The organism is Elusimicrobiota bacterium, from assembly GCA_041658405.1.
In the GTDB taxonomy this organism is placed as follows: Bacteria; Elusimicrobiota; UBA5214; order JBBAAG01; family JBBAAG01; genus JBBAAG01.
The window spans coordinates 19140-41948 of sequence record JBBAAG010000012.1; the positions used below are offsets into that span (position 1 = coordinate 19140).

The 22809-nt window shown below is 43.5% G+C and carries 19 protein-coding genes; 4 read left to right on the forward strand and 15 right to left on the reverse strand.

Annotated elements, in window-relative coordinates; all coding sequences use genetic code 11:
• Positions 1–120: 120 nt before the first annotated feature.
• Positions 121–810, forward strand: a complete 690-nt coding sequence (locus WC955_03875) for a DUF4145 domain-containing protein (protein ID MFA5858183.1) — start codon at positions 121–123, stop codon at positions 808–810.
• A 170-nt stretch (positions 811–980) separates the two neighbouring features.
• Here WC955_03875 and WC955_03880 read toward each other — a convergent pair whose 3' ends face one another.
• The 5 genes from WC955_03880 to WC955_03900 form a co-directional block, all read right to left on the reverse strand.
• On the reverse strand, positions 981–1508 hold the full coding sequence (locus tag WC955_03880) for a retroviral-like aspartic protease family protein (protein ID MFA5858184.1): 528 nt from the start codon (positions 1506–1508) through the stop codon (positions 981–983).
• A complete protein-coding gene (locus WC955_03885; GenBank protein ID MFA5858185.1) occupies positions 1495–1740 on the reverse strand; it encodes a hypothetical protein in 246 nt (81 codons plus the stop codon). Before WC955_03885 ends, WC955_03880 begins: the two co-directional genes overlap by 14 nt.
• Before the next feature lie 86 nt (positions 1741–1826).
• A complete protein-coding gene (locus WC955_03890; GenBank protein MFA5858186.1) occupies positions 1827–3527 on the reverse strand; it encodes a type IV secretion system DNA-binding domain-containing protein in 1701 nt (566 codons plus the stop codon).
• A 4-nt stretch (positions 3528–3531) separates the two neighbouring features.
• Positions 3532–4131 (reverse strand): TrbI/VirB10 family protein, encoded by a 600-nt coding sequence (locus WC955_03895; GenBank protein ID MFA5858187.1) that lies wholly within the window; start codon positions 4129–4131, stop codon positions 3532–3534.
• Positions 4101–4637, reverse strand: coding sequence for a hypothetical protein (locus WC955_03900; GenBank protein ID MFA5858188.1), 537 nt, complete (start codon positions 4635–4637; stop codon positions 4101–4103). Before WC955_03900 ends, WC955_03895 begins: the two co-directional genes overlap by 31 nt.
• Positions 4638–4692: 55 nt before the next feature.
• Between WC955_03900 and WC955_03905 the strand changes: the two genes are divergently transcribed.
• Complete coding sequence (locus WC955_03905) at positions 4693–4938, forward strand: hypothetical protein (GenBank protein MFA5858189.1); 246 nt, start codon at positions 4693–4695, stop codon at positions 4936–4938.
• On the opposite strand, the gene WC955_03910 is transcribed toward WC955_03905, so the two are convergent.
• From WC955_03910 to WC955_03955, 10 genes are all read right to left on the reverse strand, one after another.
• Positions 4925–5548, reverse strand: coding sequence for a VirB8/TrbF family protein (locus WC955_03910; protein MFA5858190.1), 624 nt, complete (start codon positions 5546–5548; stop codon positions 4925–4927). The two genes, WC955_03905 and WC955_03910, sit on opposite strands and share 14 nt — an antisense overlap.
• Positions 5545–6492, reverse strand: coding sequence for a hypothetical protein (locus WC955_03915; GenBank protein MFA5858191.1), 948 nt, complete (start codon positions 6490–6492; stop codon positions 5545–5547). The genes WC955_03910 and WC955_03915 overlap by 4 nt, the downstream gene beginning before the upstream one ends.
• 4 nt (positions 6493–6496) lie before the next feature.
• Positions 6497–7441, reverse strand: a complete 945-nt coding sequence (locus WC955_03920) for a hypothetical protein (GenBank protein MFA5858192.1) — start codon at positions 7439–7441, stop codon at positions 6497–6499.
• Positions 7438–9936, reverse strand: a complete 2499-nt coding sequence (locus tag WC955_03925; GenBank protein ID MFA5858193.1) for an ATP-binding protein — start codon at positions 9934–9936, stop codon at positions 7438–7440. The genes WC955_03920 and WC955_03925 overlap by 4 nt, the downstream gene beginning before the upstream one ends.
• Entirely contained in the window at positions 9933–10199 is a 267-nt protein-coding gene (locus WC955_03930) for a hypothetical protein (protein MFA5858194.1), read from the reverse strand. Before WC955_03930 ends, WC955_03925 begins: the two co-directional genes overlap by 4 nt.
• A gap of 8 nt (positions 10200–10207) precedes the next feature.
• The gene (locus tag WC955_03935) at positions 10208–10516 is read right to left on the reverse strand and encodes a TrbC/VirB2 family protein (protein MFA5858195.1); all 309 of its coding nucleotides are present in this window, start codon (positions 10514–10516) and stop codon (positions 10208–10210) included.
• Between the two features lie 33 nt (positions 10517–10549).
• A complete protein-coding gene (locus WC955_03940; GenBank protein MFA5858196.1) occupies positions 10550–12370 on the reverse strand; it encodes a hypothetical protein in 1821 nt (606 codons plus the stop codon).
• The gene (locus WC955_03945) at positions 12370–13872 is read right to left on the reverse strand and encodes a hypothetical protein (protein ID MFA5858197.1); all 1503 of its coding nucleotides are present in this window, start codon (positions 13870–13872) and stop codon (positions 12370–12372) included. Before WC955_03945 ends, WC955_03940 begins: the two co-directional genes overlap by 1 nt.
• 293 nt (positions 13873–14165) lie before the next feature.
• Positions 14166–18779 carry a hypothetical protein gene (locus tag WC955_03950; protein MFA5858198.1) on the reverse strand — a complete coding sequence of 1538 codons (4614 nt, stop codon included), beginning with the start codon at positions 18777–18779 and terminating at the stop codon, positions 14166–14168.
• Between the two features lie 130 nt (positions 18780–18909).
• Positions 18910–19785 (reverse strand): AraC family transcriptional regulator, encoded by an 876-nt coding sequence (locus tag WC955_03955; protein MFA5858199.1) that lies wholly within the window; start codon positions 19783–19785, stop codon positions 18910–18912.
• 286 nt (positions 19786–20071) lie between these two features.
• Here WC955_03955 and WC955_03960 point away from each other — a divergent pair, with 286 nt between their 5' ends.
• Together WC955_03960 and WC955_03965 are read left to right on the forward strand one after the other, a co-directional pair.
• Complete coding sequence (locus WC955_03960; GenBank protein MFA5858200.1) at positions 20072–21181, forward strand: hypothetical protein; 1110 nt, start codon at positions 20072–20074, stop codon at positions 21179–21181.
• On the forward strand, positions 21174–22634 hold the full coding sequence (locus WC955_03965) for a hypothetical protein (GenBank protein MFA5858201.1): 1461 nt from the start codon (positions 21174–21176) through the stop codon (positions 22632–22634). Before WC955_03960 ends, WC955_03965 begins: the two co-directional genes overlap by 8 nt.
• Positions 22635–22809 lie beyond the last annotated feature (175 nt).

Here is a 22809-nt window from a genome sequence, read left to right on the forward strand (position 1 = left end):
GCTGTGCGGAGGTTCATTTGACAAATAACTTAAAATTGGTTAACATTAGTTTAGTTAGATTGCAAAACCTGCAATATTTACAGAAATATTTAGGCAATGAAATATATGTTAGGAGAAGAAATGGAAGAAATGGATAAAAAAGAATTAGAAAGTATACCCAAAGTAATTGATATATATTGTAATAGATGCGAAGGATATACAAAACATGATTGTGTTTGGAAATCATCTCGCGAAGATGTAAATTTTGACGAAGATGAATCTGTCGATTTTATTGAAATTTTAATTTATGTTGTCTGGCGTTGTCGGGGTTGTGAATCCATATCGCTCCAACTAAAGTACACTAATTCTGCAGCTATCAACCAAGAAGGTGAAAATGTTTGGGATATAGAGTATCATCCAATTCGAAAAAAGAGTTCTATTAATCCAAAATATTTTAATAAACTACCCATAAAGCTTACTGAAATATATAGAGAATCTGTAACAGCATATAATGCTAAAGCATACCTGCTATGTGCTGTGGGACTAAGAAGTCTTATTGAAGGTGTTTGTAAAGACAAAAATATTAGAGGCGATAATCTAGGAAAAGAAATTGATGGTTTATCTACTATTCTACCGCAAAATATTGTTAAGAATCTTCACAACTTACGATTCATGGGTAATGATGCTGTGCACGAACTAGATCCTCCAACAAATTATGAGCTTAAGTTAGCAATAGAAATCTGTGAAGATTTACTAAACTATCTTTACGAACTAGATTACAAGACTACAAAATTGAATAAATACAGAGAATTTCAAAAGGAATATAAATAATCCTAAAAAGGCAATCCAGTTGACGTTGTCCTGTTAGGGCAACGCAGGTATTCGCCGATGTGAAGATCGTGGTAGTAGGGGATGCCGAATATAACCAATTATTTTTCTCCCAACCCATCCATAAACTCGTTAACGTCGGTGCGGTGGAGTATAACGGACAAGGTGAAGTATTAAGTTCTGTTACGTTTCTTTTGGTTTCTAAGATTTACCATCTCGCTTTTTTCTAACAAATCAACTGGGTTGCTGTGCGATGGTATGCAGAACGAAAACATTGTCATGTATTTGTGTCCGTCAAATTTCTTTGAAATATTGAAGTCGCCGAGTTGGATTATGTTCATGCCAATCAAAACATCACAGTCTTGTATAGGGCTGCAGGTAGCGTGAATGTTGGGGATACGTACTCTATTGGGTAAAATAATGTCAACAAGGTAAACATCAACAGTTTTTGGTTCTTCAGAATCAACAACGTATACTTTTGCAACATCAATAGGTTGTAATTGCAGGTCAGAAACGACTTTCGGCGTGATAGCCGTGTGTGTAGCACCGGTATCCCATACCGCTTTATATTTTCTGATATCTTCTTTAGCAGGGAATTTTACGGAAACGTCAGTAACCAGTTCTTTAACAATGCCGTCATTATAGATTATCCTGAACGCATGATGGAACTTGGATTGTTGCGGAGTGCTATCTTGCTGCATAAACGCGGCTATGGAATCGCATAACGTTGCTTTCGTCCTGGTTTTCAATGAGTTTCACTAGAAAAGTGCCTAGTGCGTTGTCTTTACTGGTTTTCTTTATAGCGTCGTTAATGGTGCTGTAGTATCCAAGTATTGTTTTGCCTTTGATAACAACGTACTCGCCGTTGTGTTCTTTTATTAGCTCTGGTAGTGTTGATATAAAAAACTTGTATTCTTTTTCTAGTTTTGCCATTGTATCCGCCTCTTGATATTATTATACTCAAAATCAGTGTTTTTGCAATAATATATTTTTAGGGTCAAATTCGTAGAAAAAGTGTTTTATAACCCATCCATAAACTCGTTTACGTCGGTACGGTGGTGGTAGTCTAACGTAGGGATGTCAGATTGTCCGCCCAGCACGTCTTTGACTTTGCCCGGGCTGATACCGTGTTCGTGGAACAGTACGAACTCGCGGTTCTTCAACCGCCCCACGTCTTCCGGTAACAATACTTGGCGTTGTTTCTCATTCATACTGCTGGTGCTTTGGTTCGTTGGTAAGTCCAATAGTTTGCGGGAAGAAGTAGTGTACGATTTGTGTGTGTCGTCATACAGTATCTTGCCTGCGCGTTCCGAGAAGTTTTGCCTCGTATACAAGTCGGTTACCCGCATAAGGAAAAAGTTGGTTGATTGCCAGCTCCAGCCCGAGTATTCCCGCCTCTGCGGGTCGGGTATACGCTGGGCTGAAACTATTAACGCTAAACCTTTTGACCGGCATTGCGAGAACACGGCGGTCTCCACGTCTTTTGGTAGCTTAAACGTTAAAGCTTCATCTATGAATGCGGAAAAGTTTATCTTGTCTTCATCACTAACATCAGGCTGGGAGATTGCGTGTAAGATAAACGCGGTTAACATCAGGGATAACGTGCCGTGTTGTTCCGCTGAGCATACCGGGTTGTTCAATAAAAAAATCCTGCCTCTATGTTTCAAAAAGTCTGTGATACTATAAGTTTTGCCGCCTGTTCCGCTGGGGGAAAAGAGTTCAATCGCGGCAATGTCTTTCAATGCTATCATCGCGGAGGTGTATATGCTTAAGAACGTCCGGTCGTCTTTGTTGACACTTTTGAGTTCCATAAGTTTTTGTTTCGCATTCAAGATTGTGTCGGATGAAGAAATAGTGTTTTTCAATAACGATATTGCGCTGTCCGCCCAAAAACGGTCGCTACCGCCGCTGCCCGTATGATAGTTTTCTATTGCCGTTGAAACCAGTGCGTGTAGTAACTGCGGGTATTTTTTGAAGTCGTCCCACAAGGACCATTTACAGCTTCGCGTGTCATAAGGGGCGAAGATTAGGTCAGTCCCTGGGTTGTAGTACGTGCGTAACCACTCGCCTTTGGGGTCGTGGATCAAAATCGGGATGTTGGGGTATTGTTTTATCAGGCCGTCATGGATTATGCGCATTAACCGGGATTTACCGGTGCCCATGTCGCCGATGATCGTGGTGGTACGTGCCAGCCGGTTGTAGGGAACCACAACGCCGCTCATGTAGTCCGGTGCGAAGTAGCGGATGGTTTCGTGCAATATGTTTCTGTTATAACTGCCTACAACAATACCGGTGCCGGTCAGGGGTGTGAATACCGGGGAGTATTTCGCGTATTTTTTTAACAATCCCGTAAGTTTTGTGGATTTAAGTACCGGGCTTAGGATTAATATCAAGAATGAAAGGATAAAACTTATTGCTGATAAGTAGTAATACAACGGGTGAAATATTATGTCGTACAGGTTGGTTATTGTTGCGTTACCAAAATATTTTGTGTGGTTTACAGGGAATACGTATTTGTTGAAGTAGTATGCGAAGTAAACTAAGCATAGATATATTACGAACTGGATAAACGCTATCTTTGGCCGGGCGGGTTTTAAAATGTAGTACACAAAAAAGTGGAATACGTAAATAAAACAAACTAAGAATACTGTAATATGTACTACCGTGGGTAAGCGGGAGTAGTGGTTTATCAGCCATGGGATAACGGTGTTTAACTGCATAATGTCAGTACTCAACCCTATCAACGATATACACTACTACCGGCGTGCCTTTCTTAACCGTTACTGAGTATGTTGGTTTGTAAGAAAGGTCTCTCGCGGAGTCCGCAGTTAGTTCTTTGATAATAGGTTTCGCAATACCCGGGACTGCAATGTTCGCTGCGGTCTCTAACAATATTTTGGCGGGTAATATTTCCTGGTACTTCTTCACCACCCCGGGGATGCCCAGAGATCCGTCGGTGTTAAGCGTTAATGCGTTAATCTTTAATTCCTGCCCGTTGGGGAAAACTGTGGTATGAAAAAAAATGTTTACCCTGTCATCAGATTTCAGTATAGATGCGTACCCTATAATCTTGCTGTGTTTCGGGAGTATGATTTTGTCAAGGTAGATAACGTCGTACTCAATCTCGGCAATCACGGGGCTTTCTATGTTATAAGAGAAAATAGCGGTTTGTAACACAGCGTCGAACATATAACCTGTATGCATAAAGTATTTCATTTTGGTTTGCACTGTGTTTGTCATGCCAGTCCAGGGTTCTATCCCTGCGGAGACTGTGCTTACTGCCAGTAACAAAACTATTTTAAAGAGAACGAAACGTTTATACATCTTTGTTTACCTCCTGATTCATAAACGGTTAATACCAAGTTGCCCGTATATTTAAGTACTGCAAAACCGGTACAGTCGCTATCCGGTTGGACAAACGTATCTACAAACATGTTTGCGGGGATAGGGTTGGCGGCAGTGTCCGCCAGTGAGACTGATGATATAAAGAAGTAGGTAGGGGTGGGGTTGCTTAGCCTGAATTTAATTATGGTTTTGTCTTCAAACGGGGTTTTGGATATAACGGATAAAAGAATGTCCTTGCCGGATTTTAGGTCATTATAAAAGTATGTTTTGTCGTTATCCTTTAAGTACCGTGCTAAAGATTGGCTGGTAAGGGGTGCCGGTAGTGCGGTTTTGGGTGCGGGTTTTGGTGGTTCTACTGGTTTTGCCGGTTTTTGGGTTAATATTTTTAGTAACGGTTTTGCTGAAGGTTTAACCTCTTGCTCTTTTTTTTGGGTGTCCGGGGGGAGATTAGTTTGTTTTGGGAGTACCATTTGTTGCGCTAACATTGTTTCTGTTACCAGTATAAAATCTGCGTTTGTCCTGGAGGTAATAACGTTAGCGATGAACTTGTCCGGGGCGGGGAGCGAGGTGTATACGTTAAACTCCGGTAAGCGAGTTTTCTCCGGGGTTATGCTGAACTCCGGAGGGTTTACCTGTGTGGATGTGCTGGTGCCTGTACAAAAGATTGTGTGTGAACCTATCGGGGTGTACACAAAGCCTGTGGGTTCAATAAAAAAAAGGAGGTATAGGGTTAAGAGTACTGATATAACGATAAAGTTTAGGTATTTCACAATTATTTGTCTTTAAAGATTGTTTCGTTATAGTAATCAACAAGTACGCCCCAGGGGGTTTCGAGGGTACGCGGAACTTTTTTGTAAACTAAGTCGGTTTCAAACACTATGTCTTTACTAAAACTTGGGTTAAGGTATGACGTTACTTCCCTGTACCCTTTAACTTTTACGGATACTACGTATTTTGAATCTTTTACGATATCAATTTTTGAGAGCACAACTTTTGTTTTGTACTGCGACTGCGTTATCTGGTCAACCACAGTATTCGCAGCAAGGTAGGTGTCCATCTTTTTCTGGCAGTCCGGTGTCATTAACTTAAACGCTTTCTTAAAGTTTTCCATGTACGTGTAATAATCGTATGCCGTGAACTGGTCAATAAAGGTTTGGGTGAAGTTCGAGAGTTCGGGGACGGTAATACTTACCTGCGATTCCCAGTTTTTAACCGCCTGGGGTTGCCCAAGTTTGTCTACTGTAATTACTAAAGGCGGTTTATTATTGCTTTGTCTCAACAACAGTACGAGCCCTGTGATAATAAATAATAGGATTATGATTATGGTTTTCAGGAAGTTTAGCATGTTAAGGGTGTCACCCCATACTTCATAGTATTTTCGCGAGGTTGTATTCATCGTTTTGCTGATCCTTTATCCGGCGGTTTTGCCGGGCGTGATTTTCCGATATTACCCAATGCCGAGCCTATTGCTTTGCCTGTATTCCTGAAACTGTCACTGACATAAGATTGGAGTGTTACCGGTACTTTCGTACCGTTGGAGGTAACCATGTCTTTAACCCGTAACGCGCCAAATTTTGAGAATGCGAACCCCGTAAGCCCGATAACCGCGGTACCTAGTGTACTGACTGTTTGCCCGGATAGCAGGTTCGCGGTGAATACCGGTGTCAAAACAAACATGGCAATCATGCAGATCGAGAATACAATAGTGAGTAACGGGTCGCCGCTTTGCAGTATGGCTACGGTGTTAAACGATAAGTATGCTGTCTGCATAATGCGGAGTATCACAATCCAAAAGGATACCTGGAACGTGCTTAATAACCATCCACCGAAGAAGCCCGAAGTTGGTTTCCACAGGTAAAATGATATGCATATCGGGCCGGTGATGTATAAAACCAGTAAGAAAATAAAACGTATGAAGTTAAAGATTTCTTCAATCGCTATGCTTACTAACAAAACTATGTTCATCACAAATGTTGTTATGTTTATCGAGAGGAACGAGCCCGGGGCGGAGTCTGTCTTTGCAAGGTTAACCGCGACGGTCATAAACTCAAACCATTTGTCGGTGCTTAATATACACATCGCGGATAGTTCACAGAACGATATTATTTTTCTGAACAGGTACCGGTAAACAAGTAAGCAAAAAAAGGTTAGTACCGAGTTCCAAAGGACGGATTTTAGGTTTGACTTACCGTCGGAGATAAGGTTTGCTTGTTCCGTCAGTAATGATACAACAAAAACTAGTGAGAATATCATCACAGATATTCCCCAGGTTATGCCGATAACCGGGGTGCCGGCTTCCGGGACTTTTAAAACGTCAATAATGTACGCGGGGGTTTGCATAGAGTTATCTCCCCCCTCCTATTTTAATGTTTGAAGGATGTTCAATCCTGGGGGTTTCACCCAGCATGTTCTGCGCTTGGTTCTCACGGCTGGTGTTTGAGTATAACTGTTTGCGTGTATTGATAAGTGTTTGCGCGGTGCTGTATACCTGCTGTTGCTGCTGGTACAAAAATTGTTTGTACGAAAGGTCGCGTTTGTCCTGGTCTATCTGCCCTTCAAAAAGTTTTAGGAGTGTGTAGTTAAGGTTCTGCAGGAGTTTGGCGTTCATGAGCTCCATTTGTACCTTCGCTACTTCAACGTCTTCTTTTTTGCCGGATTTAAGTTTTGTGCCGATACTTTCTATCTCACGGTAGTTATTCGCGATCCCTGCGCTGGTTGCTGATTTATAGGTTTCATTTGCTTCAATCTTTTCTTCCCTGTTCTTTTGGTCCCACAAATTGTAGTTCGCATAGGCTTCAAGTTTGGTGGATGCTGATTTAATCTTCTTTGATAATTCTGTACTGTTCATCTGTGCGGCTACGGCTGAGCTTACGTTTTGGCTGAAGCTAAGGGTTTTGTCCCTATACGCTTTCCACCCGTCGGTTTGGTTAGCGTACCAGCTATTGCCCGAGAATACGCGTGAGTCAATGTCTTTGTTGTACTTAGCTACGGGGTCGGTAAGCGTATTCGCGAACTCTGTGCTCCACTGGTTAAAGTAACCATAAGGGTTTTCGTTGAAACTGCGCATTTCGTCATAAAACTTAACACTATCGTCGTAGTTGCGTTTAAGCGTTGCGGCGGACTCTATGGTTTGCGCTATCATTGTTTTACGGAAAAGTTCTTCATTAACCTCGTTTACCTGTTTTGCCGCCCAGGAGACTGCGTCTAAGATAACGTCAAGGACGATACAGTACCCGCTTTGTGCGGATAATAAAACTATTAATGTTGTTAATACTGCAATTATTTTCATATTATGCCAGCCTTATAATTTTGTTCTGCCAGGATTTTAAGGATTTCAAGGGCCGGTAAGCCCGGGTTATGCGAACGCACTTCCTGTTCTTTCTGATAATCTTCAGGGTCGGTGGTGCAGATCCAGTAGTCGGAGTTCGGGACTAAGATATTCAATACCCGTGTTTTATCCATGGATTTAACCATAATCTCGGAGTATTTACCCCGGACTGATGATAGTGATTTCACAAGGTTTACCTCCTGGGTGTTTAACCCGAACTTTATCAAAAGTTCGTGGCCTTTCTGTAACTTCAATATATATTTTGTGTACGAGTTCGCAAGTACTGCTGAGGCTGACTTACTGGAAAGAAAGTCGTCCGGGCTTTGGGAGACTGACAGGATTGATGCGTTAAACTTCCTGGCTGTGCGGTAAAGGTTTTCTATGAGTTGCGCAGAGGTCGGGTCGTTGAATAATTGCCAGCATTCGTCAAACACTATCATCTTGCGTAAGGATTTATCATAGAGTTTCTGCCAGATAGTGTTCTGTATCAAAAACAGGACGACGGATTGTAACTCCTTTTGTTCCTGAAGTTTCTGAAGGTCAAACACTACCATCCGGGATTTTGGTTCAAGCGTTGCCCTGCGGTTGAGCATCTTGCCTTTAACCCCGGAGGACCATTCTTCGAGGTTGCTGACAAAGTGTTTGGCAATAGCCGCCGCGCCGTCATCCGCTGAAACCCGTACGGGCGTATAGTTGTCAAGCTGGAAAAGCAGGTCCGAGAGTATAGGGATGTTGTCCACACAGCATTTGTAGGTGTTGACTATAGAGCGTTCCAAGACAAAGGATTCCTGACCGGTAAGCGTGTCTTTCTTTAATAATTTTTGGATCAATAGTTTGAGGTACGCTATAACATCAGCGTCAATTTCAAATTGTTCAAAGTCGTAGTTGGTAACCGCGACGTTCTTCGGGGGGAACGGGTTAAACGAGTACTTATCAGAGAGTTCGATCTCAAGGTATTCGCCGCCCAGCAGGGTGCAGAGTTTACGGTAACTTCCTCCGATATCGGTTATCACAATATGGTTATTTTCGGATTCCACATAAAAGTTGTTCAATAAAAAGTTTGTGGTGAAGGACTTTCCCGAGCCCGTAGTGCCAAGTACAAGGCCGTGTTTCGCCGGTAAGCCCGGATCGAATACGTCGAACGGTAGTAATTCGTACTCACGGGTCAAAAATAGCATCTTCGGGTTATCACAGCCCCTCCATTGCTGGGAGACCGGTAGGAACTGCGCAACGGCGTCCGTATGGAATACGTGTTTTGTTGAATTATAATGCCGGTGGTTGGGGAGTGCGGATAAAAACAAAAAGAGGTGGCACATATCGTCAATCACGCCTTCCGCTTCACCGATTGTCCTGAACTCGGCTATACACGCGTTTGTGCGGGTGGTGAGGTTAATGATATCCCTGTCCCGCAAAGTAATGCTGAATGAGAGGTTGAACAGTTTTTGGCCGCTGGACTTAATGTATTCCACCAGTTGTTCGGACTGCATGGATTTAAGTTCTGCCTCGTAGTTTCTCTTAAACGGGTTAAACGTAGATATTGCGGCGGCTAATGTGCGGTTGAATAACAGGTTCTTAATGGTATTGTCCTGGTTGACGGTGTCAACTGCAACACAGAAGTCGTACTCGCCGTTTAGTTTTGACATAAACTGCAGTATATCGGTGTACTCCACGTCTTTCGGGCGGATGTACATGTTTACCCCGCGGTAGTAGTACCCGTCAAGCTGGCACTGGCTAAACTCGTTCTCACAGGCGTTATAGCAGATCTGCGAACGGATAGTGTGGTCATCAGTGTCCCCGCAGGGGTTGTATTCCAGAATACCGGACCTCGAGGGGTTGAGGTGGTTGTAGAGCAGGTTAAGGATTTCGTGTTTGTCCAGTTGTTTAAGCTTAATCCCTGCGGAGTTTAGCGATGAGGATAAGATATTCCCTAGTTCCGCAAGGATAGCGCTGTGCTTGCTGTTGAGAGACCTCGCGGTTTTTGTGTAGTCATTATAAAAAAAGTTTTGCATCGTCAACGACATTTTTGCAAGGTCAGTAGTTTCCGGGTAGGCGGTAAGGTATAGCAGGTAGCGCCTCGAGTACGGGTTTAACTCCTTAAAATGTTTGACTTTCCCGCTGACGACGTACTGCGAGAATGCGGATTTCGTATCCACAGAAGCGGTGTAGGAGTTTAGCATTGAATTATCGCCCTGCCTCTGCTGGATTACGAACTGTAACGTAACATTTTCAGGGAGGGAGTGCAAAACATTGCGTAACTGCTGAAAAAAGTAGCTTGTCTCCTCCCCGCTTTTCAACAGAAGGTCAACCCCGGTGTATTCGTATACCAAAGACATCTGTAAGTTCACACCGATAACCGTATTATTTTCTATCGCCCAGAGGTTGAGGTATGAGGGTAATGGTTTACTGAAGTTTTGCCAGTATAACTGTTTAATCGAGGTTGGGGTGAGGTTAATCATTTTAGTCCTTCCTGTGTGCCCGGTAATGAGAGTACTGCGGGGATTGAGAAGTAAAGGTACAGCTGACGTGCCATATTATCGTTACGGTTACGAACACGTTTTGCGGTTAGTAACGCGCCAATCAAGAATACAGTATCAGCGATAAACGATACGATGATACCGTGGACTATCATGAACAACACAATAATAACAGCGGCGTCCATCAGCTGTACGCCAAAAAACAGTAGTTTATTATCAATTGCCCTGTAACACTCTATACGCATAAAGGTTCTTAATTCCCGAAGCTCTGGATTAATTTCAGTATCTGCGGGGCAATGAATATGATTATACCCCCAACAATAACCCAGATGCCTTTCTTCAATGCCTGCTCGTCGTGCATCGCTAAGCGTATCCCCGTGATAATCAACCCTATGATCGTAAGCCCTGCGCCTAATACCGTGGATAGCCATGTGATAATCTTGGTAAACGAAGCTCCGACTCCTGAAGTGTCAGAAAAAGTTACTGTGGATGCACAGAAACTTGCTGACGCTAATAACAAAACAATGAGCACGGATAAAAACAATTCTTTTCTTTTCATCATCTTAACGGTCCTCCTCTTTCTTTCTTTTTGTATTTATGGTAATTTGCGTTGTATATACTTATTCTTTGCCAGTACGGATTCCAGTTCTTCACACGGGTATGCGGAGTTTAGGTTCACAAGGTCATAGTATGTTTTTACTGATTTTTGTATATCGTCAGTGGTGTAGGATATCGCGGCAATATAGTAAAGTTTTTTCTGGTACAAATCATCGTACAGGCCCGGGCGGGGTATATTACGGTAAACTGACATCATCTGCGCCTTAACCGCGTCATCCGCGGAGATACGGTATGCTTCTTTGAGGTACAGGTATGCTTCAGGGTACTTAGCGTCCTTAACGTAGTTCAGTGCGGTACGTACCATTTCGTTGGTATAATTCTTTTTCTCGCCCTCAATCAGGCGTTTCTTCGTACCCGTGTTTTCCTGGTAGGGTTCAAGTGCTTCAAGTTTTTTGTATTCAAGTTCCGCAGCGGTATAGTTTTTTGTGTGAACATAATCAATGATCCTGCGGTTAAGCTTATCCGCGAAGTGCGTGGTTAGCATATCCATTATCTTAAGCTGTTCGATTGAAATATCTGTTTTGCGTATCTCAAGCAGGTTAAGGGTTACCATATCACCGGGCGAGATATCAACCGCGCAGAGCACGCGTTCAAATGCGTCACTAAAAAGTTTTGTGGCCATAAGGTTTGAGTATTCCGCATGAAGTTCCTGTAACCTCCTTGAGTTCTTTGATGTTTTGCAGAGTTCAAGCATGCTCTTTGCGTCTTGTTTATCCGGGGAGATAGGTATTATTTTCTCGAGGTACTGTATTGCAGCGTCGTAGTCTCCGGCCTTAACAAAATCGGATGCTTGACGGTAGTACCGGCCGTAGAGGCGTTCGGCTTTTTGTTTTACGTCCAGAAAGTCGCGGAGTTCGTCCGAGGGTTCCTCCAGTTTCTCGGGGGTACCCCAGCGGTAGGACATGTCAAGCGCGTGGAGGTAAGTGTCTTCCACGGGGATAAATGAGTAGTTAAGGGTTATATCGCTGAACATAAAACCTAACCCCAGGCTGTACTTACCGGAATACTGGGCGTTATATCCTATCCGCGCGAAGAGCATGTCCTTGCGGTACTCAAGCCCGCAGGAGTATTGTGTGCCGGTAAGGCAGTCAACAAAAAGTTTTAGTTCGTCATAAGAAAGGAGTTCTTTCTTTAAGTTGTACCTCGGGAACAAGGATAGCGATGCGTTGGCACTTAACCTGTACGTACAGACGTCAAAACCGGTATCGCCTGATATACCAAGGCTGGAGGGCGGGAGGATATTCAGTGCGCTTATCCCGGTGTTTACCGCCAGCATATTACGTAACGCGTTACCCGTAAAGAACAGGGGTTTGTATATCCCGATATCCATGCCGTAGCAAAGGTTTGACTGGATACCGTTGTAGTCGTAGTATGACGTTTTGATTGATGTGCCGATACCGAATCCGTGTATAATGCCTGCCAGTGTGAATAAGCACCCGGCTTGGCTGAAGTACGCGGAGGTTGGCATGCTGGTTAATGCCGAGCGTTCTTCAATGTTGTCACGGTAAAGCTGGCATGCGGATATTGAGTACTTAATATTCCCGAGGCTGTTAGCGTAGCCAAGGTAGTTAAACCTTGCGTTGTCAAACAGGAGGTAGTATGAGCCTATAACCTCCGGACGCAGGAGTGAGGATATCCCCGCGGGGTTAAGGGGTGTACTGGAAAGGTCGCCCGGGTAATAGCAGCCCCCGATACTTTTGCCTGTAACGCTTGTGTTGTCGAAAATACTGCAGTACGCATGGGCTGACAGTAAAACTATGATTGCTACCGTGAGAACTCTGGGTTTAAGGTTTAGCATTAGTTTAGCATGCCTTTTATGATATTAACGATTTCGTTATTTATACCGATAATGCTTTTCGCGTATAACGGGTTGCGTTGTTTTGCGTTTACCACTGCCTTTTGCCTTATACTTTTTTGTTCATCCTCGGGTAAACGATAGAATATTTCTAGTAGTTTGCTATAGTGTTTATCTTCTTCAAGTTTTATTTGGTCTTCTTTCCCGGTTTTTTCTTTGTTATTCACTTCACATGAATGTTTTGTATTTTCTTCCCGGATATATGCTAAAGCGTCGTTCTCGTAGGAAAGTACTGCACCAAAGAATTTTATGTTAAACCCTGTCCTTGCGGCTTCCAGTTTTGAGTAATATATTATGCGTTTAACTTTGTCTATATCGCCGGTACGTTTGAGGAGTTCCAGTGCCTGATCACGTTCTTTATCCGTTGGTGTATCGCGTTTGAGTTCGTAGAGGGCAAAAAAGTATGTTAGTACTTCATCAACGCCGCGCGTATTGGTGCCGGAAATGCCGAAGTCGAACTGTTCCTGGTTTTTTGACTGGTCAAGTTCGTAATTTGCGCGTGTGCCCGGGTAGAGGATGAGTTCCCAGTCATCGGGGTTGCTGCTGTTATTGTCGTTCCAATCATAGCATTGTATGTACCCGTCGTGTTTCAATGCGTCAAGGTGTTTTTGTATTTTGCGTTTAGCGTCCGATATATACCGCCGGGTTTCAATCGGTATGCGCTGGCAAAAGTCGGTATATGGAAAGCATACATATCCGTTTTCGTTCATTACCGTTGCGAATGCGAGGTTGAGGATAAGGTATATACGTTTCAAGACTACGTCGGGGAGGTTCATAAGGTAGTTGTAGTCAATTTTTTTTAGGTAGTAGCTGTTAAGGCTGTTTAAGTATATTTCACCAAGGACGATATATACGTGGTCAGAAATGCCGGTCTTGCGTTCTTCCGGGGTGAGTTCGGATTTCGGGATAGAACCCGGGAGAGGCTCTTTACGCAAAATTATTGCGTCGTATTTATGGAAGACAGCGTCACCTCCGCTGAGGTACTTTTTCCTTTTATCTTTCTCCCATACTTGTTTATAGGTAAACTGTGATTCATAAGAAGTAGTGGCTAGTTCCAGAAGGTCGCGTTTTATTAAACGGATATTATCACCGTTGGGGTTTATATTCTTAGTTTTCGCAATTTCGTAAAGAGAGGTTTGCAGGTAACGCACAACAGGCCAGCCACGGTCGTTTATGAGTTTGGTTATCGCTAAGTCTGTCTCTATAGCACCGGGGCCCGGGAGGCCGTACTCTCCGGTACCCATTGCTTTCCAAATAATTTTTTTCTCTATCCCGTTATCCCTGATACTGCGTTTATACGTAACAGTTAAGTTTTTGCTTCTTCCATAAACATTACCCAGCGGGTACTGCATAAAGTTTACCTCTGTCTTTATGGGTAATGCCACTTCCCTATTAATTACTTGTTTTACGAGTTCTCTGGATTTGTCTTTTGGGTCATAAGCCATAAGTTAAGCCTCGCATTTCCGATATAACAAAAAATACACACAAAACCTGTAGTGTGTTGAAGTATAAGAAGTAAAGAAGAACGGCAACTTGTTTGCCAAACACACTAAACTATTGATAAATAAACAAAATATTAAATATGTGTTCATAATAAATTTGCTCCAAACTTAAGTATTTCTTGCTCCAGACTTAAGTATTACTTGCGCCAAACTTAAGTACTATTGGCGCCAAACTTAAGTATTATTTCCACCAATTACCAGTATATTTATCCCGAATTTAAGTACTACCCCGTAGATCATGCGCGGAGTACCAATATCACAGTTTTTTTGTAAGTGCTGCCTATTCTTATAAAAACGATATATGATCCTGTGTTAAGAATGTTACCGCTGGAGTCCCTGCCGGAGTACGGGTATACATTCGACCCTCTCCGCGCGGAATAACTGTCCTGAAACAATAATGTGCCGAATTCAGTAAATATTTTTATGTCTGCGTTACCGTCTATGGTTGAGTTAAATACTATATTCGTACTCCCGTTTGCCGGGTTGAACGGGTTGGGGTAGTTAAATACTTTATCGTCATCCATGTTTACCGTATTAAAATTGTATACCGAACTTTGTTTTCTCCTGCCGGTATCGTCTTCAGCGATTACGTACCAGTAATAAGTTTTGCCCGGGTCAAGCGAGTATAGCGTGTGTGCCGGTTTTGTGCCGGTATATACCAGTTTAAGGACAGAAGCATCAGTACCAAGGTATAAATAATAAATGATTCTACTGTTTGGATCGGGGTCTGTGCTGTTCCATACAAGGTTTACTTTTGATGAGACTGTGGTGTTTGCGTTGTTGTCAAATATTGTGAGGTCCAACGGTAAAGTCGGGAGCGAAGAAACTGTGAATACGTGGGTTGAGGATTTAACTGTCCCGCCATAGCCGTAAGAGTCCCGGGTTTCGCAGTAGTACGAGTACGACTTGCTTACCGTTGAGAACGATGCGGTGTAGCTGTATATAGCGCCGGTATTATTGTCTCCCGAGACATAAGTCATTGACGCTATGAGTATTTGTTTGTCTCCGATGAACACGGTAAGTTTAGGATATCCCGTAGCGGGCGGGTTGTTATCCAAATCTGTGTATTTCGCTTGGATGTTGACGGGCTCGTTTGGGGTTGCTTCCGTGAGGTATGTTATAAGTTCTACCTTGGGGACGCTGCGCACAAATAAGTCTCCGAAGGTAACAGTGCGGGTACTAACGCCAAGAGGATCCTGTGCTTCAAAGTAGTAGCCATAATCCCCGTAGTCAGTTATGTGCAAAGCAATACCATACAGCGATCCCGTACTGTGTACTCCGGAAATATAAGTCATACTGGCAACTATCACCGTGGTTGAATCGTTAACGATATATAGTTTCGGATATCCTTCAAAGGGTTCCTGGTTGTCCGGGTCAATGTACTTAATCCTGAAGGAAAAAGTTGTATCTAAATCGCCAAGTGCAGGGTATACACCGGAGGTAACGTAGTATTGTTCCCCGGTAATGCATAACCTCGGCGGGTTGTTTGACACCACAGGGCCGGATGACAGGCTTACCGGTGATCCTGTGGCGGTAGTATAAAAAACGTCGTATGCCGTGAATTTGTATGTGTAGTCAGTTCCCAGGTCGGTTAGCACAACGCCGGCGGAGTATACCGTGCCGGTTTGGTATATCCCCGAAACGTACCCCATAGTAACCGGGCTGTCGTCTATCTCCGTCCCGGATTTGTAGATATGCAGTTTCGGGTATCCCGCGGCGGGGGTTTGGTTGTCAAGGTCAACATATTTGATACGGAAATAGTATGTTGTTCCCGGTAAACCTGTTCCCGGGTTAATGCCGTCAGTAACGTAGTTTGTTTCACCGGTCCACGCTAATACCGGCGGGGTGTTGACTTTCGGGGATGATAGGACAACCGTCTCTGTTGACTTATTAAACTCGTCCATAGTGTCGAAACTGTAGGAGTAGTCAAGCGAGGGCGGTAAGTTTGGTATGTTCCTATAAAATATAACACCCGATAGATAGTCAGTACTGCCGGTAGATAATAGTGTGTAAGGGCTGCCCGAGATTTCTGTTTGGTTATTGTATATATGTAACTTAGGATAGTTGAGTTTCGGAGGGTCGTTGTCGGTATCAACGTATTTTATGCGAAAATAAAAAGTGGTACCCATTGCGCCTACTTCCGGGGATATGCCGTCTTCCACATACCCTGTTTCCCCGGTCCATACCAACTGCGGGGCGGAGGTTGATACCACGGGGCCGGATATAACTTGTGTGTTTGACTGTAAGCTAAAAGAGTCATGCGCTACGAAGTAGTACGAATAGTCGCGTCCGGAGGGTAGAGCGGTACTGTAATAAAACGTTTTGCCGTCAATATAGTATGTGTCCGTCAGGTCGGTTTGCTGCATCTGTGTGTTAATAACAGTGACAGTACCTTTTAGTACAATCAACTTAGGATATCCTTCCAACGGCGGGTCGTTATCTGCGTCAATATATTTTATGCGGTAGTTAAGAGTTTCTTCCGAGGTTAGGCATAGTTCGGGGTCCAGCCCGTCGGAACTATAGTCAATCTCCCCAGTCCAGGTTAATGAGGAAGTGTTTACCCTATAAAAATCTTGTCCAGTAGCGTCCGAGGTTAAGGGTGAGTAGTATGATCTAATCCAAGGATTATAAGAGTAATAGGAATAACTAGAAGGAACTACGGTATAGTTCTTATCAGTATCGAGAGATGAGAAAAGATAACATCCAAAACTATCTGTCACACGTGTTTGTGATTCCAGCCCATAGGTTAGCCTTAGAGTTACGCCAGGCATTGGATTCCCGTCGGGATATTTTACTTCCCCGCTGATGATTGCTTTTACATCCGGGCCGGGTGAAGACAAGAACTGGTGTGCTGAACTGTTCCACACATCATAAGACTCGAACGTGTAACCGTAATAACTGCAGGGCGGGAGTAGTGTGCTGGTCGTACAGATAATCCCGTCGGTGTAGGAGTACATTGTTGAAGGCATAGATAGTAAAAGGTAGTCGGTTTGCCCTTTCTTAATCCGTACCTTGGGATAGCCGGGCTTAGGCGCATCGTTTTCGTTATCCAAGTATTTTACCTTAAAACAAAAAGTTGTGGTGCTTAGCCCTGTTTCCGGATCAACTCCGTCGGTTATATACCCGGAATTGCCTGTCCATGAGAGCGCGCAGTTGCCGGGTACCCTCTGGAAATTACTCGTGCCATTACCATTAATATAAGAATATGTTAGGTAAGGTGGTGAGAATTGCACGTTACCCACTCCCGGTGCTGAACTTGTAACCAAAGTCCAGTCAAGAAAATGAGATACGTTTATAAGGTAGTACCCGTTATTGTCTGCTACAACTGTGCGGGTTGATGCGCCGGTATAGGCGTTTACCGTTGCGTACGGGAACGGTGTTGTGCCGTTAGGATAAAATATGTAGCCCGAGATTTGCCAGCCCACATCCGGGCCGGGCCGCGACAAAAACTGTGTGGCTGAGGTATTCCACATATCGTAGGCTTCAAATGTGTATGTGTAATAACTGCAAGGTTCTAACAGTGTTGAGGCGGTGAATAGTTCGCCGGTAGCCCATTCCGCAGATTCGCTGGTCATGTTTAACAGTAAATACGTAGACGCGCCTTTTTTTATGCGGACCTGTAGTTTATCGTTTACCGGCGGGTTATTGTCAGTATCGGTGTATGTTACCTTGAATGTATAGGTTGCGGTTGATGTACAGATTTCAGGGAGTACGCCGTAACTTGTGCCGCCATAATTGTTCCAGCTAAGCTGCGGAGGGGTGTTGTAGTACATATACTTAAGGTCTTTATTTGAAGTGTCATAATAGGCGATATGCGCACGGTTGCAGGTGTCAATCGCTAATGAGTTATAAGTTCCGCAGTCATTAGTTGTTGCGTCAACTATTTTGCGGGACCACGATGTGCCGGTATAACTCGTATACATTAAATCATAACTCGTACCGTTGTAGTAAGATACGTGAGGGATGGAGTTAGAGTCAAGAGATAGTGAAGTTTGGCTGGTCAGGCTGCCTAGTGTTGCAGGGTCAGCGGGTGTTATCGTCCAGGTTGTACCGTTGTACTCCGCGTATTTCAGGTGCCAGGCCGCTGGGCTAATGTACGCGATCCGCGGGTGGTTGTCCGCATTAACCTTGATTGAAGTCCAGTACCCTGTGTTTTCGGTGGAATCAACGGTTTCCGTTACCCACGAACTACCGTTATACTTTGCGTGTTTAAGTTTTGTGTTTGTTTCATCACGGTAAGAAATATGAGGGGTACCGTCTAATCCAACGGAGGTTGAGTTGTATTTCCCTACGTTCCCCACGGAATCCACGGGTTCTGTGTTCCATGTGCTGCCCGTCCAGGTTGCACAAAATAAGTCTAGGTTTTGTGTGGTATGGTATGAGATATAGGGTGTGTCGGTGTTGGGGTCAAGGGATAGGGTGAGGTATTTAAAGTCTTCCCCGGAGTAACTCCCGGAGTCAACGGTTTGGTATGACCAGTTACCCGAAGATATACGGGTTGCGTATTTAATGAAGTTAGTGGTCTCGCCTACCGGAACGTGTTTGAAGTACGCGATATGCGCAGTGCCGGCAGTGTCAATCGCCAGGCTACAGTACTTGCCGGTATCGTCACCGGGGCTTGAGTCAACGGTTTCTATGCTCCAACTACTTCCTGTCCAGCTGGCGTACATAAGTTTTGTGTTTGTTGCGTCGTAGTACGCGATGTGCGGTTTGTTGGTTGAGTCCAGTGCAATAGAACAGTGTTGTCCAGCGTCGCCTGTGGATTGTACGGTTTGGGTATACCATTCTGCGGAGAGGTCAGAGGTAGTGAATATAAAAATTAATATAAGTAATATATGTGCGTATCTCAAAAAATATTGTCCTGTCTATTCTACGCTGCCCGGCCGTTACTGTGTTTAAGTTAATTCTTATATAGCGTTGGGCAGTATTTACTATATGTGTTTATATTACTTCTAAGGATGGTTAAATGTCTTGGCGGATTTATCGAAAAGATTGACAAAATTTACAGTATTGTTTTGGGGTGTATCCGGTAAACCTTTTGAACGTGTGGTTGAAATGGCTGAGGTCGTTAAACCCGGATTTATACGCTATCTCGTGCATTTTTATGCAGGGAACGTGTTCTAGAATGTTCTTAGCTTCCGTAATCTTTTTTATAAGCACATACTCTTTTATCCGGAACCCCGTTTTTTGTTTAAACGTGCTTGAGAGATGGCATGGGGATAGGTATGCAATGTTAGCAAGATCGGGAAGGTATATTTTTTCCTTAAAATGTTCGTCTATGTACGTAATAACTTTCAGTATTGCCGGGTCTTCAACGAGTTCGTGTAACGGGCTGGGGGCTTTCTCCGCGCCGCGTTGTATGAGTATCAGAAGGTGAGACAACAGGCTGGCTACGCATTCTTTATAATTTGTGCGCTGGTTATTGTATTCCCTTAACATAATACTGAACGCAAGTTCAATTTCACTTGCTTCTTTCGCGGATAAACGTACCTGATGTATCCCGTTTATGTTATGGCAATACTTAAATGAATTGAGTACTTCCAGTGATTTCCCTGTCATTTTGGATGCGAAATAATCGTAGTTGAACAATACTGTATACTTATCGCAGTTGGGATGCTTGTCAAAGATGTATTTATGTATGTCTTTGATATGAATAACGAAAACCGTATTGGGACTGGTGGCGTACGTCCGGTCTTTAATAAAAATGCTGCCGTTCTTACGGACGAAGTAATGGATTTCTATATTGTGAAGGTGCAAATGCGGGTAGTAACACTTTACTTTTGTAGGAGGAGAATAAGCAATTATTATTGGGAAACTGTTCTCGCGGTAATTAACAGCCCTGGCATTGTTGTTCATTATATACCTCTCTTGCACTGTACTAACAATATTAAGTAATACAGTTCTATTATACTTGTATGGCAAATATACTGCTTGGGTAATTTATGGATAATATTGACAAACCAGCATAAATAGTTTTTGTGCGGTTGTACATACATATGGCAAAAACAAGGATATAGGATTTGTCATGCTTTTCAAAATATATCCCAAGACTTAATTACTGCAATTAAAATATCATTAGATGTGTTCAAAAAACATATTGGGCAAGAAGAGGTAATTGTTATTGTTCAGGAGGATGGTTTACGTGAAGATTATTACAAAAATTGTTGTTGGGTTGGTTGTTGGTATGGTTGTTTATGGATATCCAGAACATTCTTTCTGTTCTATCCCGGTGATGAGTTACAACAACGGAGAAAAAGAAGTTGTGCTTGACGTATTCGATACCTGCGGAGGCACACCTGCGGGTGGATGGGATCACTGGGCGAGTACATTGCAATCGTGCTGCGGTGAACTTGCCGGTATCGGGAATTATACGGGTACTGGAAAAGAAGTAGATGCCGGGTATTTTAGCCCGGTATTCCCCCCTTCTGCGGTAACGAATTTGTGCGCCGTTCCTTCAAAACACGCGTATTGGGTGGATCTTTGTTGGTCTTGCCCGGGAGCTGTGCTGGGGTCTTCGAATCTCGCAGCAGGGTCCACTTATTTTATACAAGTGAGTTCGTATGTTATACCCGTATCCGCGTGGGATAAAATTAATGCAGCCATAAGTATTGCCACCGGGCCCGTGGTTATGGGTACAACCGCGTACTTTATCGCGAAAACCACGTCGTCACAGGTATCTTTCCCCGCATATATGCTTGAGGAAGATGTTACCTATTATTACCGCCTGTGGACAATGGATGACGAGGCGAATATATCGGATATTTCAAACGGCGCAACGGCGTATGCAACCGCGCCGTTTATCGGTGTGGAAGTAGATGATGAGCATGTATGCTTCAATTTTGGCGATTGCTGTACCGGCCAAACATATATTTCTACCGCCGCGCTTGTAGTACGGAACATTGGCAATGTTGAGGAAGATTATATTCTGAACGTTAGTTCCGAGTCTACCGTATGGAAAATAGCAGAAACGCCGTATTCAAACCAGTGCGCGGTAAACGCGGTATTCCATGCTGAAAAGCCGATAAACACAAGTTTTGCACTGGATGATTTGTTAACCACAAACCAGGTGCGCTGTTCCGCTGTTGCGTATACGGTAGACGACGCGGGCCCTGAGGAACAACAGACCGGTACATGGGTCCCGCTTGATACCGACAGGAACCTGTGGGTTAAACTACGAACCCCTATCGCTACGATAAGCACTGATAATCAGGTTATCCCCATAGTTATCACCTGCGAGAGCCCGTATGAGTAAAAGACGTGTATTATTATCGTTAATATTAGTTTTATTTACTTCTTCAATTGTACACTCCGGGGTTCCCTACAGCATAAATTACCAGGGACGGTATCGTGAGAGCGGGACAGCGGTTACCGGAACTCGTTCGTTTGTTTTATCGTTATACACCACAGAAACCGGCGGAAGCCCGGTATGGACGGATACTAAGAGTTTAGAGGTTGTGAAAGGGTTGTTCAGGACAACACTGGAGATAGATGAGGATATTGACTGGCGGAATAATTCGGTCTGGCTGGAAATTAGCATAGGGGGTACAACCCTTTCCCCTCGTGAAAAGCTCAGTACCGTGCCATACTCGTTCTACGCTTCCAGTACCGCATACGCTTATACTGCGTATAACGCTAATAACGCAACCGGCACGTTCACAGTTGCTGATAAAGTCGGGATAGGAACAACGAACCCGGGAAGTTATAGGCTTAGTGTTGCGGGAACAATAAACGCAACTGAATATTATGACGACGGCGTATTACTGACACAGGAAAGTTTGTGGACAGCAGTAGATGGTGATATATATAACAATAACTACGCAACCGGTAAAGTTGGGATTGGCACTACTGCACCATCGTCAGTACTTGAAGTTTATGGCGGGTCAGTGACAATACAGGGAACTAATGCCGGGTTAAGGGTGGGAACTGCTAATTTTTCCGTAACCACAGAGGGGAGCGTCGGGATTGGAACAACGAACCCAAGCCAAAAACTGGAAGTGTCACAGGGAAATATTAAAGCCGGGTATGGCGTAATAACGTCTACGTTCCAGATGACAACCGGTGCTGGGGCAAGTAAATTATTGCAGTCCGATACTGCCGGGAACGCTACATGGTGGACACCAAACTATATAACTTCATATTCTGAAACCGATGGCGTTATCGGGAATGAGGTAACAGATAAGGCGGATACAACTCTTACCCGCAGCGGTGCCGGGACAAGCGGGGATCCGTACAAACTTGCGGTTAATCTCACAAGTACAAATACATGGGCCGGATATGTACTCGCAAAAACAATTGCCGCGGGTTGGGACTGCAATAATGTTGATTTGAACGGAGCAGGGCCGTGGGCTTTTAGCCGTGAAATATTTAATACAGATAGCGCCGGGACATATTATTCATTAAGCGGAGGTTCAATCACCATAAAAACAGCAGGATATTATATGATAGTTGCACATATTACGGTAGGCGATATTGATACTACTGAACAAAGAATATTTTTAAAGAAAGTTTATCCTTCAACTACAGACCTTCAGGGTATTCTTATGGGATATGAGGCTAGAAGTACTTCGGCTTTCTGTACACACAATTTTTCGTATACAGGTAATTTCTCGGTTAATGATAAAATTGTGGTATACAATTCTAATACAGCACATCAAAGATACGGGGGTACAGGGTGGACACAGATATTTATTTATAAACTTAACTAAGAAACTAAATTATGTATAAACATACTGTTCCTATTACCAAACCTGTTGTAATGCTTTATACCAACATTTCTAATACCCCGCTTCATTTAATAAATTAAATATTTATTAATATATATGGTATGTGTTTATAACATAATTTGTCTTGGAGTTATTTTCGAATAGATTGACAAATCGT

What these genes read in the sequence shown, in the direction of transcription:
- WC955_03875 (MFA5858183.1), top strand. Translation starts at nt 121, where the DNA reads ATGGAAGAAATGGATAAAAAAGAATTAGAAAGTATACCCAAAGTAATT.
- WC955_03880 (MFA5858184.1), bottom strand. Translation starts at nt 1,508, where the DNA reads ATGCAGCAAGATAGCACTCCGCAACAATCCAAGTTCCATCATGCGTTC.
- WC955_03885 (MFA5858185.1), bottom strand. Translation starts at nt 1,740, where the DNA reads ATGGCAAAACTAGAAAAAGAATACAAGTTTTTTATATCAACACTACCA.
- WC955_03890 (MFA5858186.1), bottom strand. Translation starts at nt 3,527, where the DNA reads ATGCAGTTAAACACCGTTATCCCATGGCTGATAAACCACTACTCCCGC.
- WC955_03895 (MFA5858187.1), bottom strand. Translation starts at nt 4,131, where the DNA reads ATGTATAAACGTTTCGTTCTCTTTAAAATAGTTTTGTTACTGGCAGTA.
- WC955_03900 (MFA5858188.1), bottom strand. Translation starts at nt 4,637, where the DNA reads ATGTTAGCGCAACAAATGGTACTCCCAAAACAAACTAATCTCCCCCCG.
- WC955_03905 (MFA5858189.1), top strand. Translation starts at nt 4,693, where the DNA reads ATGAACTTGTCCGGGGCGGGGAGCGAGGTGTATACGTTAAACTCCGGT.
- WC955_03910 (MFA5858190.1), bottom strand. Translation starts at nt 5,548, where the DNA reads ATGAATACAACCTCGCGAAAATACTATGAAGTATGGGGTGACACCCTT.
- WC955_03915 (MFA5858191.1), bottom strand. Translation starts at nt 6,492, where the DNA reads ATGCAAACCCCCGCGTACATTATTGACGTTTTAAAAGTCCCGGAAGCC.
- WC955_03920 (MFA5858192.1), bottom strand. Translation starts at nt 7,441, where the DNA reads ATGAAAATAATTGCAGTATTAACAACATTAATAGTTTTATTATCCGCA.
- WC955_03925 (MFA5858193.1), bottom strand. Translation starts at nt 9,936, where the DNA reads ATGATTAACCTCACCCCAACCTCGATTAAACAGTTATACTGGCAAAAC.
- WC955_03930 (MFA5858194.1), bottom strand. Translation starts at nt 10,199, where the DNA reads ATGCGTATAGAGTGTTACAGGGCAATTGATAATAAACTACTGTTTTTT.
- WC955_03935 (MFA5858195.1), bottom strand. Translation starts at nt 10,516, where the DNA reads ATGATGAAAAGAAAAGAATTGTTTTTATCCGTGCTCATTGTTTTGTTA.
- WC955_03940 (MFA5858196.1), bottom strand. Translation starts at nt 12,370, where the DNA reads ATGCTAAACCTTAAACCCAGAGTTCTCACGGTAGCAATCATAGTTTTA.
- WC955_03945 (MFA5858197.1), bottom strand. Translation starts at nt 13,872, where the DNA reads ATGGCTTATGACCCAAAAGACAAATCCAGAGAACTCGTAAAACAAGTA.
- WC955_03955 (MFA5858199.1), bottom strand. Translation starts at nt 19,785, where the DNA reads ATGAACAACAATGCCAGGGCTGTTAATTACCGCGAGAACAGTTTCCCA.
- WC955_03965 (MFA5858201.1), top strand. Translation starts at nt 21,174, where the DNA reads ATGAGTAAAAGACGTGTATTATTATCGTTAATATTAGTTTTATTTACT.